At 70.5% G+C, this 12,121-nt stretch carries 14 protein-coding genes; 6 read left to right on the top strand and 8 right to left on the bottom strand.

The window, feature by feature from the left end; translation table 11 throughout:
• The coding region (locus ACWEH3_RS32105; RefSeq protein WP_452358457.1) for a glycosyltransferase at nucleotides 1–760 on the bottom strand (760 nt) is incomplete at its 3' end.
• A 142-nt stretch (nucleotides 761–902) separates the two neighbouring features.
• On the opposite strand from ACWEH3_RS32105, the gene ACWEH3_RS32100 reads away from it, so the two are divergent.
• Nucleotides 903–1,181, top strand: coding sequence for a hypothetical protein (locus ACWEH3_RS32100; RefSeq protein WP_450024384.1), 279 nt, complete (start codon nucleotides 903–905; stop codon nucleotides 1,179–1,181).
• Between the two features lie 94 nt (nucleotides 1,182–1,275).
• On the opposite strand, the gene ACWEH3_RS32095 is transcribed toward ACWEH3_RS32100, so the two are convergent.
• Genes ACWEH3_RS32095 through ACWEH3_RS32070 form a run of 6 tightly spaced genes read right to left on the bottom strand, consistent with a single transcriptional unit; the run spans nucleotide 1,276 to nucleotide 7,983 of the window.
• Entirely contained in the window at nucleotides 1,276–2,847 is a 1,572-nt protein-coding gene (locus ACWEH3_RS32095; protein WP_452358456.1) for a copper resistance CopC/CopD family protein, read from the bottom strand.
• The gene (locus ACWEH3_RS32090; RefSeq protein ID WP_450024388.1) at nucleotides 2,844–3,545 is read right to left on the bottom strand and encodes a YcnI family copper-binding membrane protein; all 702 of its coding nucleotides are present in this window, start codon (nucleotides 3,543–3,545) and stop codon (nucleotides 2,844–2,846) included. Before ACWEH3_RS32090 ends, ACWEH3_RS32095 begins: the two co-directional genes overlap by 4 nt.
• A complete protein-coding gene (locus ACWEH3_RS32085; protein WP_450024390.1) occupies nucleotides 3,542–4,966 on the bottom strand; it encodes a PLP-dependent cysteine synthase family protein in 1,425 nt (474 codons plus the stop codon). The genes ACWEH3_RS32090 and ACWEH3_RS32085 overlap by 4 nt, the downstream gene beginning before the upstream one ends.
• A complete protein-coding gene (locus ACWEH3_RS32080; protein WP_450024392.1) occupies nucleotides 4,963–5,814 on the bottom strand; it encodes an ABC transporter ATP-binding protein in 852 nt (283 codons plus the stop codon). The genes ACWEH3_RS32085 and ACWEH3_RS32080 overlap by 4 nt, the downstream gene beginning before the upstream one ends.
• A complete protein-coding gene (locus ACWEH3_RS32075; RefSeq protein ID WP_450024394.1) occupies nucleotides 5,808–6,836 on the bottom strand; it encodes an ABC transporter permease in 1,029 nt (342 codons plus the stop codon). Before ACWEH3_RS32075 ends, ACWEH3_RS32080 begins: the two co-directional genes overlap by 7 nt.
• A gap of 7 nt (nucleotides 6,837–6,843) precedes the next feature.
• Nucleotides 6,844–7,983 (bottom strand): ABC transporter substrate-binding protein, encoded by a 1,140-nt coding sequence (locus tag ACWEH3_RS32070; RefSeq protein ID WP_450024396.1) that lies wholly within the window; start codon nucleotides 7,981–7,983, stop codon nucleotides 6,844–6,846.
• Nucleotides 7,984–8,549: 566 nt separating this feature from the next.
• On the opposite strand from ACWEH3_RS32070, the gene ACWEH3_RS32065 reads away from it, so the two are divergent.
• From ACWEH3_RS32065 to ACWEH3_RS32050, 4 genes are all read left to right on the top strand, one after another.
• Nucleotides 8,550–8,885, top strand: a complete 336-nt coding sequence (locus tag ACWEH3_RS32065) for a histone-like nucleoid-structuring protein Lsr2 (RefSeq protein ID WP_281880583.1) — start codon at nucleotides 8,550–8,552, stop codon at nucleotides 8,883–8,885.
• 113 nt (nucleotides 8,886–8,998) lie between these two features.
• On the top strand, nucleotides 8,999–10,021 hold the full coding sequence (locus ACWEH3_RS32060) for an iron-containing redox enzyme family protein (protein WP_450024399.1): 1,023 nt from the start codon (nucleotides 8,999–9,001) through the stop codon (nucleotides 10,019–10,021).
• Nucleotides 10,022–10,053: 32 nt separating this feature from the next.
• Nucleotides 10,054–10,707, top strand: a complete 654-nt coding sequence (locus ACWEH3_RS32055; RefSeq protein WP_450024401.1) for a HemK2/MTQ2 family protein methyltransferase — start codon at nucleotides 10,054–10,056, stop codon at nucleotides 10,705–10,707.
• Complete coding sequence (locus tag ACWEH3_RS32050; protein ID WP_355080570.1) at nucleotides 10,685–10,894, top strand: CDGSH iron-sulfur domain-containing protein; 210 nt, start codon at nucleotides 10,685–10,687, stop codon at nucleotides 10,892–10,894. Before ACWEH3_RS32055 ends, ACWEH3_RS32050 begins: the two co-directional genes overlap by 23 nt.
• 7 nt (nucleotides 10,895–10,901) lie before the next feature.
• Here ACWEH3_RS32050 and ACWEH3_RS32045 read toward each other — a convergent pair whose 3' ends face one another.
• Nucleotides 10,902–11,390 (bottom strand): CinA family protein, encoded by a 489-nt coding sequence (locus ACWEH3_RS32045; protein ID WP_450024404.1) that lies wholly within the window; start codon nucleotides 11,388–11,390, stop codon nucleotides 10,902–10,904.
• Between the two features lie 135 nt (nucleotides 11,391–11,525).
• On the opposite strand from ACWEH3_RS32045, the gene ACWEH3_RS32040 reads away from it, so the two are divergent.
• On the top strand, nucleotides 11,526–12,026 hold the full coding sequence (locus tag ACWEH3_RS32040) for a hemerythrin domain-containing protein (RefSeq protein WP_450024406.1): 501 nt from the start codon (nucleotides 11,526–11,528) through the stop codon (nucleotides 12,024–12,026).
• Nucleotides 12,027–12,121 lie beyond the last annotated feature (95 nt).

Here is a 12,121-nt window from a genome sequence, read left to right as displayed (position 1 = left end):
GGGGCCCGCGGCGGCCCCCCCCGCCGCCCCCCCCCCCGCACCACAGCACGCGCAGCCGCGGACTCCGGTCGCGGGGACGCTCCGGGAGGACGCGCACCAGATCGTCGTCGACTCCGTTGGACACCACGTGCATCGGCCGATCCACCCCGTGGGCGGCCAACCGCTGCGCGAAATGCCGTGTCGGCACCACGACGTGGTCCGCGGCCTGTGCCTGCGCGACGAGCGGCCGCCAGGCGTGCCGCGCGGTTCGGCTTTCCGGCAGGCGCGGCAGCTCCTTGCGCAAGCCGACGAACCCGCCGTGCAGCACGCGCATGGTGAGGGCGGCGAGGTAGGGAAACGGCGAATTGCGTTCGATGAAGGAATCGTCGCGGCTGTGCATGGACTGGACGACGGGAAGTCCGTGCTTGCGCGCGGCGCGCAATCCGGCGATGCCCGCGCCGTAGGTGGTCTGCGCGTGCACGACGTCGAAACCGCGCTCGGCGAAGACCGTGTCGATGAGGCGCGCGTTCCTGCGGGTCGGCAGCGCTACCGGATAACCGTTCACGGTCATTCCGCCCGTGGTCGTGAGAACGACGATCCCGGAGTCCGGCGGTGTGGGCTCCGGCGGGGGAATGGTGAACACGGTGACCCGATGCCCCAGCCGTTCCAGCGCCGCGCGTTGGGCGCGCATCGACGTCTGGATGCCGCCGAGGGTGGCGGGGTGGAAATCCGCGAACATCGCGATGCGCAGCGAACGTCCGTCGTCCGGTGGCTCGCTCACGCCGTATCCCGCGCTCGGGGTGTGGAGCAGCCGTCGAGGAATTCGAGGATGTGCCCGTACACGTCGAGTGCGGAGCCGCGTCCGAGGAAGGTGTCGAGATGGCCGTATCCGCTGAGCCGAGACCGAATTCGACCAGCGGCCGGTGCACGTCGATGCGCGCCGGATCGAGGTAGGCCAGCCGGGCGATGATCTCCACCAGCCAGCCGCGCATCTCCTCGGCGCCGAGCGCCTCGCCTCGCGGTGCGCCCGACGGTGCACCGACCTCGTCGAGTTCTCCGCGGACATGTGGCCCGCGGAATTGGACCTGATGGCCGAGATCGCCGGACTGAGGCTGGATGCGCGGTGGGACGGGTGGACACGCGAACCGTTCACCAGCGACAGCCGCGGACACGTCTCCGTCTGGCAGAAGCCCGGCGGCTGAGCCCGGCGCTGAGGTTGCGTCGTCGTCCGAGGCGACGTGTCCTCGCCGTTCGTGGGTCGAATGCGCGGAACGCGCTAGGGCCTACCGATCCCCGTCACCACACGCGATAAGGCACGGTGGCGGTATAGCCGGTGGTGCGGTCCAGGAGGACGGTCAACCGCAACTGCCAATAGCCGGGGAGGGAAACGCGCACCGGTTGGGAAACGAAATAGTGCGGGCCCAGTTCGACGGGCTCGATCCGCCGGAAGGGAACGTCGATGGGGCCCGAGGCATCGCCGGTACGGGTCAGTCGGCCGGAGACGGCGGAGGCGTCGATCGGGGTTCCGCTCGCGTCGCGCAGGTGGACGGTCAGCTCTTGTTCGCCCGTACCGGCGCCGTCGACGGTGACCTCGGCTCGCGCCCGGCCGAGGTCGGCGGTCACCGTGACCCGCGGGTCGTAGGCGTCCCTGGCCGGTGTCGTGCCCGCGAGGATGCCGGTCACCACCAGAACGGCCGCCAGAAGGACGAACTCGAGGCGCAGCGCCGAGTGCGGAACGCGGCCGCGAACGATTCGCCGCGCGGCGATGACCACGCCGGCCGCCGCGAGGACCAGCGCCGATTTCAGCAGCAGGAGCCGACCCCAGGACGTCGTCCACAGTGCCGCGAGCGGGTCGACCGAGCGGAGGCTCTGATAGACGCCGGTCAGCGCGAGCCCGGCGACGGCGGCGATCGCGACGCGGCCGAAGCGCGGGAGCACGGCGGAGCGGTCCGGCCGCAGCCGGACCGCGACGGCCAGCACGACGGCACCCACCCACAACGCCATCGCGAGCACATGGACCGCGGTGGACAACAACGCGGCGGGTCGGTCTCCCCCTGCCAGGGCGTGGCCCGACGCCGCCGTCGCCACGACGATCACCGCTCCCGCGACGGCGATCACTTTCGGTCGCGACCGACCGGCCGCGAGCGCAGCGCCGGCGACAGCGCGCGCCACGGCCGCCACACCCGGCGAGGATGTGAGAGCCTGCGCCCACACCTGTGGATCGGCCCAGCCGTCGGGGCCGGTGAGGCGGGCCGGTGTCATGGCCAGCGCGAGCAGCGAGACGGCGACTACGGTGACCGCCCCGATCCCGGTCAGTTGCGCGACCAGCGCCGTCCCGGTCCCCGCACGCCACACCAGCAGCGTCACCCCGGGGACGCCGACCGCGAGCACCACACCGAGATATCCGACGGCGGTGAGCATCCTGGCTACGCCGTCGGCGGTGACCGCGACCGGATCACGAGGTGGATCGCCGAGGGTCAGGTCGGGCGGCACCCGGATACCGAACACACTGGAACCGCTGACCGTGTGACCGTCCGCGGACAGCACCACCCAGCTCAGCAGATACGTCCCAGCGGGCAGATCGGGCCGCACTCCGACCACGACGGCACGGCCGCCGTCGGCGGTCGACACCGCCTCGGTGTCGACCCGGCGGCCGTCCTTGTCGGAGACGGTGACACCGGCGCCCGCCGCCGTCACCGGTTCGTCGAAACGCACCGTCACCCGCGTCGGAGCGTCCGGCACGGTCGCACCGTACGCGGGGTCGGTGGCGACGAGCACGGCGTGCGCCGACGCGACCGCCGACGGAGCCAGTAACACGGCCGCGACCGCGAACAGCCCGGCCAGCAGTGCGCGTGCCCGGACGGTCACCGGCTGCGCGCGCCGCGCACGAACGGCGCCGCCGCCAGAGCCAGCGCGCCGAGCGCCACCACCAGCGCGATCCAACCGGCCCATCCACCCGAATCCGAATTCTGCGGCACTACAGGCGATCGCGGGGACCCCGCCGCGTTGGCGCCGGGCGCCTCGTGCCCGCTGTGGCCGGATCCGTCGCTCAGGCGCACCACCGGAGCGGGTTTGTCGGCCGGTGTCCCGTCGGTGCTGCGTTCGATCCAGGAGACCACGGTGCCGTCGCTGTAGGTCTGGATCGTGGGCAGCGCGAGTTCCCGGACGTCCGGCAGCGGACCGAGCAGCAGCCGGAATTCCCCGAATTCCCCTGGCCGCACGGCGGACCCGGGTTGCGCGGTGAACGTCACCGACGACACGGCCGAGGTCACCGTGGTGCCGTGCCCGTTGTCGATCGGCGCGGGCAGCGTGGTGCGGCGCGTCGACACATCCCATCCGGGTGTCGTGGCGGTGCGTACGACGGCGAGCGGATGGTCCAGAGGCAGGCCGACTTCCAGCTGCACGGTGCCCGCCGTCTCGGATTCCGTGGGAACCCGCAGCGTGACCACGCTGTACCCGCCGGGGGCCGCGTCCGGTGCGCCGGCCGTGACGTGCGCGGCCGCGATTCCCGGTCCGGCGCACAGCCCGGCCAGCACCATCGCGGCCGTGGCGGCGAGACGTCTCACTGCGAATCTCCCTGTCGTTCTCCGAGTTGCCGGGCCGCGGCCGTGATGCGCGCGGCGTCGACGAGCGTGATGGCCCGCCCCTCGTGCGCCACCACGACCGGCCCGGAATGGCCGGAGATCCGGGCGGCGGCGCGGGTCAGCGGTTCCGTGGTGCCCGCCACCGGCAGCGGCGGGGCCAGATGAGCGATGACGGGGTCGTCGTCCGGCGCACCGGCCAGTGTCGTCGCGACCGCCGCGCCGAGGATTTCCGGTACCACGACCGGTCCGGCCTCGTCGCGCAGCAACAGCACCGGAAGTGCGGGTGCCGCACCGAGCAGCGTTCGAGCGTGGGCGACGGTCGCATCCGACGGGATGGTGCGCGGACTTCCGGCGACCTCGCCCACCACATCGGCCACCGTCGGTCCGGTCACTCGATCGCGCAGCGCGAAGCCGAAACGGCCGAGCCACTGGTCGTCGAAATACTTGGTGAGGTAGGAGCGACCGGAGTCCGGGGCGATGACGACCACCACGTCGTCCGACCGCAGTGTCCGCGCCACCCGCAGGGCGGCGGCGATCGCGGTTCCCGACGATCCGCCCAGCAACAGCCCCTCCTCGCGGGCGAGGCGATGCAGCACCTCCAGCGCCTCCGGGTCACCGATCCGCTCGATGTGATCCACGACGGCAGGGTGATACGAGGTGGGCCACTGGTCGTTCTCGGTGTCGGGATGCCGGTAGTGTCCGACGGATTCGACGTACCAGGCCCGACCGTCGCCGCCGCCGTAGACGGAGGTCTCCGGGTCGGCGCCGATCACGCGGACCGCGCCCCCGGACACCTCTTTGAGGTACTCGCCCGCGCCGGTGACGGTGCCGCCGGTGCCGACGCCCGCGACGTAGTGGGTGATTCGCCCGCCGGTCTGGGCCCAGATCTCCGGACCCGTGGTCCGGTGATGCACCGCCGGATTCGCGGGATTGTCGTACTGCCCGGCGAACCACGCGCCAGGGATCTCGGCGGCCAGCCGGGTCGCAACCGTGCGCACGTGCTCCGGATGATCGGCCGGCCGCCCGCCCGGGGTCACCCGCACCTGTGCGCCGTAGGCGCGCAGCAGCGCGAGCTTCTCCTCGCTGGTCTTGTCCGGCACCACCACGATCGTCCGGTAGCCGCGGGTCGCGGCGATGGCGGTCAACGCGATGCCGGTGTTGCCGGAGGTCGCCTCCACGACCGTGCCGCCGGGCCGCAGCTCACCGGAGGCCTCGGCGGCGTCGATCATCGACCGCGCGGCCCGATCCTTGACGCTGCCCAGCGGATTGAGGTACTCGAGTTTGACGTATACCGTCGCGGTGATCCCCTCGGCGACCCGGTTCAGCCGGACCAGCGGGGTATTGCCGATCGCGTCGGTGACGGAGTCGAAGACCCCGCTCGTGCGCGGGTGGGTTGCGGTCATGCGACGGCCCTGCCTGTCTCGCCGAGCAGCCGCAGGATCTCGCCCCGCAGCCGCAGATATTCCGGATCATCATGCGTGCGGGGCCGGGCCAGTTCGATCGGCACGTCCCGCACCACCTTCCCGGGCCGGGCGGAGAAGACCACGACCCGGTCCGCCAGCCGCAACGCCTCGTCGACGTCGTGGGTGACCAGCACGGCGGTGAACCCGTCCTCCTGCCACAGCCGGACGATCTCGGTCTGCAGCGTGGCGCGGGTGAGCGCGTCGAGCTTGCCGAGCGGCTCGTCGAGCAGAAACAGCCGCGGCCGGTTCACCAGCGCCCGCGCCAACGCCACCCGCTGCGCCATCCCGCCGGACAGCTGCGCCGGGTACGTGTCCCGGAAACCGTCGAGACCGACCAGTGCGAGGGCTTCGGCCACCCGGGTCCGGTCCTCGGCCAGGGTGCCGCGAGCCTGCGGTCCGAGCGCGACATTCTGCTCCACGGTCCGCCACGGGAACAACGTCGGATCCTGGAACATCAACGCCCGATGCGGATCCGGGCCCTCGATCGACGCGCCGTCGGCGCGCAGCACGCCCCGCGACGGCCGCTCGAGTCCCGCGAGCAATCGCAACAAAGTCGACTTGCCGCACCCCGACGGCCCGAGCAACGCCACGAACTGCCCCGCTTCGATCCGCAGGGACACGTCGGTGAGCACCCGCAGCCGGCCCAGTTGCTGCGCGCGGGTCGGTTCGGGTGCGGGCCGCCCGAGCAGGCGCTCGACGAGGTTGCGCGGGCGTGCGCCCGCCACCGCGAATTGATGTGAGACCGCATCGATCTCGACCGCGCTGCCGCGTGCCGCGCCGCTCACCATCGCACCAGATCCTTCTCCCAGGCCAGCACGCGGTTGCGGACACGGAACAGCAGCAGCATGAGCGTGCGGCACACCACCACCATGATCACGATCGCCGCGTACATCCGCGGATAGGCCGCCCACCCCTTGGTCCACTGGATGTACCAGCCCAGACCGTTCTTCACGCCGAGCAACTCCGCGACGGCCAGCGCGGCCAGCGAAGCGCCCAGACCCATGAACAGTCCGGTGAAGATGCTCGGCAGAGCGCCGGGCACCGCGACCCGCCAGACGAGGAAACGCTTGGACGCCCCGAGGGTCTGCGCGACATCGAAGTAGCCGCGCGCGACCCCCGCGATGCCCGCGCGGGTGAGCACCGCCACCGGGAACCACACACCGAACGCGACCATGAAGATGCTGCCGCTGTAAGTGGTGGGGAACAGCACCAGCACCACCGGCAGCAGCGTGCCCGCCGGCACCGGGCCGACGGTCTGCAGCACCGGATTACCCCAGTAGGCAGCGAGTTTCGACCAGCCGAGGGCGATGCCGGTGCTCAGGCCGGCGACCGCGCCGATGACGAACCCGACCGCCAGCAGCAGCATCGAATGCCACGTGCTCGACGCGAGCAGGCCCGCGTCGCTGTAGAAAACCAGCAGCATCTGCTGCGGCGACGCGAAATGCGGGGGTTGCAGCCACCCGGTCTTGGCGGTGGCGAATTCCCAGACCAGCACCCAGACGCCGAGCACCGCGATCCACGGTGTCCAGTACCGCAGCCGCAGGGTGGCCGCGCGGTCGCGGTAGGCGTAGGCCGCCCACACCGTGAGCGCCGCCGTCCAGGCGGTGAACAGCACTCCGGCCGCCAGCGGCGCCGCGACGTCCAGTTCGTCCGGGACCGCGAGCGTCACCACCGCGGTCAGAGCCCACACCGCCCAGGCGAGCGCGAAGCCGAGCGTCGGCGGATAACGTGTCACCGCGGTTCCCGGCGGTCGCGTCGCGGGAGAGGTCGAATCGGCCCGGACGGCGGCGGTGTCGGCGGTTGTGGTCATCGCGGTGTCACCAGTTCAGCCCGAGATCCGCGTAGACCTTGGCGGCCAGCGCGTTCGGATCGGTCTTGCGGTCCAGGTAGCCGGTCTTGGCGAATTTGGCGATGCCGGAGGTGATCTCGCTCTCGAGTCGCGCCGCCGACGGGTTGTACCCGTAGGTCTTCAGGATCGCTTCGATGGTCGGCTGGTCCGCCGCGACGTACTTGTTGTCGACTTCGATGGCCGCGGTCTGCGAGATGTTCGCGCCCGCCCATCGGCTGCCCTCGGCCCACGCGGTCACCAGCGCCCGCGCCACCTCCGGGTCCTCGCGCAGCAGCCGCCCGTTGATCGCGGTCGCGCAGCAGTAGAGCTGCCGGTTGGTGCCCTGGGAGTTGTTGGTCAGTTCGCGAGCCTTTCCCTTCAGCGTGGGCAGCAGGCCGTTGGGGTCGCTGGCCGCGATCGCGGCGATGTCACCGCGCACCAGTGCGTCGGTCAGCTGGTCGGCGGCGAAGACCCGCCAGTCGATGTCCTCGCTCGGGTTGATGCCCGCGTCGAGCAGGTCCAGCGAGAAGAACGACATCGCCGAATCGCCGATCGCGCCGACGCCGATCGGCTTGCCCCGCAGCTCGGCGACGGACTTGATCGGGCTGTCGGGGGGCACCACGATGCGCAGGCAGCCCTCGTGCAGCCCGGCGGCGAGTTTGGCGTCGATGCCCTGTTCGATGGGTTTGAGCCAGGAGAAGAAGATGCCCGGCGCCGCGTCGAGTTTGCCCGCGCCCACCGCGTCCTTGATCTCGTCGCCGCCGGTTTTGACGATCTGCACGTCCAATCCGTGCTTCTCGAAGATCTTCTCGTGATGCGCCACGTACAGCGGCGCCTCGCAGACGCCGCCGCCGTAGCCGATCTTCAGGGCGCGGTTCACCCCTCCGGCGCCGGGAGTGCGGCGTGTGGTGAGCCACGCGGCCAGGCCGCCGCCCGCGACCACCGCCGCGGCGATGCCCGCGCCCGCCAACAGCTTCCGCCGCGACAGTGCGGGAGTGTCCGGTTCCGCCGGTGTCGCCAGATCCTCTTCCTCCGGATCCACCGGGGCGGGCGGGTCCGCGGGCGCGGTGAGCGCCTCGTCCGGCTCGCCGCCCTGCTCCGGGGGGTGCTGATCGTCGTTGTCTGCCATGTGCTCGATGCCTTTCCCTGCCTGCCGACGGTTCACCGCGCCCGAGATTCCGGCGGGCCGGGCGCACCGATCGGCCGAAGCGCCGGAGGCTCTCAGGTTCGCAGCAACACCTTCGCGGAGACATATTTCGCGTCAGCGCGATCGAATTCGGCTGTCTTGTCGTCGCAGCAGCGGTGTGGGGGAAGCCGGTGTCGTCTTGCCCGGCCCGGTCGCCGACGGCGGGATCGAGTGGATTGTTCGGCTGGCCGCAGCCGCTTCGGCCGATGGCGTCGCCGCCCGAAAAAGGAAATGCAGCGTGCGAATGACGATTGCGGACATCGATCACCGACAGCCCACCACCGCTTCTTTGTCCGGGCGCGCTCGTGCTGGCAGGGCGGTTTGCCACTGCGCCGGGTGCGCGGGCAATATGTGGAGGCTCGACGGTTGCCGCAATAGGTGTTCGCCGCGAACCGTCCTGCGCCGCGCGGGGGACCCCGGTGTTCCGGGGGCGGAACCGATCTGTTATTTACTGGCTACGATTGTTTTTTCGACTGCACGCGCTCGGTAACCGTGAAGGGATTATCTGTATGGCACGCAAGGTCGTCGTGACACTGGTCGATGACTACGACGGCAAGTCTCAGGCCGAGGAAACCGTGTCTTTCGCCGTGGACGGCGTGGCCTACGAGATGGACTTGTCGACGGAGAATGCCGGTCAGTTACGCGGATTCTTCGAACAATGGGTTCCGTATGCCCGCAAGGTCGGCCGTGCGCGGCGCGGCCGCGGCGGTGTCCTGCGGTCGGCGAACGACCGGGAACAAGCCACGGTGATCCGGGAGTGGGCGCGCAAGAACGGCATCGACGTCTCGGCGCGTGGACGTATCTCCGCCGAGGTGGTCGAGGCGTACAAGAAGGCGAACGGGTAGCTCCGGGACAGTTCGCCTCGGTTCGTGGCCGTCCCCGCGTCTGCGAGGACGGCCACGGCATTCTTACCGCGCCGCGCCGCGATAACAGCGCTCGACGGGGGTAAACGATCGGTATGACGGTCACGATAGGCGCTCCGAAACAGGACCTGCCCCGCCCGCGCGGCGAGCTGTCGGAGGCGGTGGTGAAACTGCTGGGCCGCCGACCAGGTGGTTCGGTGCCGGTGCCGGTGCCGGGCTCGGTGGACCCGTACGGCGAAGACCTGCATCTGGCGCTGCACACCTGCTACGAACTGTACTATCACGGTTTCGCGGCTGTCGACGCGGGATGGGAATGGGACCCGGGTCTGCTGGGGCTGCGCGCCGCGCTGGAACAGCGATTCCTGCGCGCGCTGCGCGAGGACGTGCCCGGTGGAGATGATCTCGACGCGGAGCTGGAACGGTTGCTGGTGACGCCCGCCGACCCGGAGGGCCTGAGCCGTTTCCTGCGCGACGAGAGCGAATGGTGGCACATGCGCGAATACTTCGTGCACCGTTCGATCTATCACCACAAAGAGGCCGACCCCTACGTCTGGGTGATTCCCCGGCTGCGCGGCCAAGCCAAGGCGTCGCTGGTGGCGGTGGAGTTCGACGAGTTCGGAGGCGGGCGCGGCGAGCGCGTGCACGCGCAGCTGTATGCCGATCTGCTGGCGGGCGCCGGGCTGAACCCGGACTATCTGCACTATCTGGATGTGGTGCCCGCGCCGATGCTCGCGCTGATGAACATGATGTCGCTGTTCGGGCTGCACCGGTCGTTGCGGGGCGCGCTGGTGGGGCATTTCGCCACGGTGGAGATCACCTCGCCGCCCGGCGCGCGGCGCCTGGTGGAGGCGCTGGAACGTTTGGCCGCCGACCCCGCGTGCCTGCTGTTCTACCGCGAGCACGTCGAAGCCGACGCGGTGCACGAGCAGGTCATGCGCACCGGCGTGATCGGCGATCTGCTCCGGCGCGAGCCCGAGCTGACCGAGTCGGTGGTATTCGGTATTCAGGTGACGAACCTGCTCGAGGACCGATTCGCCGATCATGTGCTCGAGGCCTGGCGCGCGGGCCGCAGCTCGTTGCGGGAAACCGGCAGCGAGACGGTCAGCGGGGGTGATTGAGTAACGACTGGGCGGGCTATCCGGCGAATGTGATGTTGATTCGACCCCCCGGCGTCTATCCGCCGCAGCTGGACACCTGGTTGCTCGTCCGCGCCCTGTCCGAGGCCGGCGTTCCGAGTGGCGGGCACGCGGTGGACGTGTGTACCGGCACCGGCGCTTTGGCCGTCGCCGCCGCGTACGCCGGAGCCTCGAAGGTGACGGCGGTGGACGTGTCCAGGGCCGCGGTGGTGTCCGCGTGGCTGAACTGCCGGATGCGCGGTATCGAGGCCGAGGTGCTGCGCGGTGATTTCGCCGAGGTCCTCGGCGGGCGCAGTTTCGATCTGGTGCTGGCCAACCCGCCGTATGTCCCGGCCCCGGTGGGGGCCCACACGCGCGGCATCGCTCGTGCGTGGAATGCGGGCGCCGGGGGCAGGGCGGTCCTCGACCAGTTGTGCGTGGCGCTGCCCGCCCTGTTGAAACCGCGTGGTGTCGCGTTGATCGTGCATTCGGCGCTGTCGGATCCGGATACGACGCTGGCCCAGCTACGCGAGCGAGAATTGAAGGCCGCTGTCGTGTCCAGGGCGACAGTGCCGTTCGGGCCGGTGCTGCGCCGCCGCGCGGACTGGCTGGAATCGGCCGGGCTGATCGGACCCGGCCAGCGTATGGAAGATCTGGTGGTGATCCGTGCCGACCGAATCCGGCAATGAGCAGTGGCGGCGAGTGACGCTCACCGCCGACGGCCCCGCGTTGATCGAGGGCCCGGTCGAGTTCGTCACCGCGGACGGCCGGACGGTGCGCTCCGACCGGTTCCTGGTGGCCTTGTGCCTGTGTAAGCGCTCGAAGAACTACCCGTTCTGCGACACCAGCCACCGTAAGCATCGCCGTTCGTCGTGACCGCGGGTCACTTCGGCGAACGGTCCGAGCGCAGGTCGCGCACGGTGTCGAGCAGCGCCTCGGCCGCGCAGGCGGTGGTCTGCTCGAGCACGTGCTCCGGTTCCCCGCCGAACTGATGGTGCCATGCGCGCACGTCGTGCTCGGTGGCGATCGCGAACCACACCGAGCCCGGCGGCTGTCCGTCCTGCGGGTCGGGACCGCCCGCGCCCGTGACGGCAACGGCGACAACGGCATTCAGCAGGCTCCGGACGCCGGTGGCCATCGCTTCGGCCGCGGGCCGTGACACGACCGGCACATCGGGCACCCCGAGAACCGTTCGCTTGACCTCCGAGCTGTAGGCGACGAGGCCGCCGCGAAACCAGGTGGAAGAGTCGGGCGCGGCGCCGAAGGTGGCGCACAGCCTGCCCGCGGTGAGCGATTCGGCGACCGCGACGGTGATCTCCGAGGGCTGCGCCAATTCGGCCAGCTCACGTGCGTAGTCGTCGGCGTGGGGCATCTTCGTCCTTCCTGTGCTGTCCGCGGCTCACCATACGACCCGCCGAGGGGCAGGCCGCACGGTGGACGTCGCGGTTTCGGCCGCGCGGCCCCGGGAATGTCGGCAGAGAACCGGCCCCGACGCAAGGAGAAAGCAATGACCACCGACGCGATCGTGCTGCTTCGCGACGACCACAAGGCGATCCGAAAACTCTTCCGGGAGTTCGAGAAAGCGGGCGACGACGCCATCCGGACCAAGGCGAACGTGGTGAACAAGATCATTCAGGCGCTCACCGTGCACACCTATCTCGAGAACGAGTGCATGTACCCCGAGGTGCGCAAGCTCGTGCCCGAGCTCGAGGACGACATCCTGGAGTCCTACGAGGAGCACCACGTCGCCGACGTGCTGGTCAGCGAGCTGGCGGCGATGAAGCCCGACGACGAGCACTTCACCGCGAAGACCACCGTGCTGATCGAGAACGTCGACCACCATATCGATGAAGAGGAGAACGAGTGGTTCCCGAAGGTGCGGGAGCGCCTGGGACGTAAGCAGCTCCAGGAGATCGGGGCGCGGCTGCAAGAGCTCAGGAAGAAGGCGCCGACCTCGCCCGCGCAGCCGTCGGCTTTGAAGAAGGCCGTCGACGCCGTGCTGGCCTGATCCGGTCGGGGGGGGGGGGGCCCCCCCGGGGGGGGGGGCCGGGCGCCCCCCCCCGGCGCGGCGCTGTTCGCGGCGGCGGACAGGACGCACACCAG

It is taken from the genome of Nocardia sp. NPDC004718, assembly GCF_053601535.1.
The sequence above is the reverse complement of the archived record's forward strand: the minus strand, read 5'-3'. Positions and strand labels throughout refer to the sequence as shown.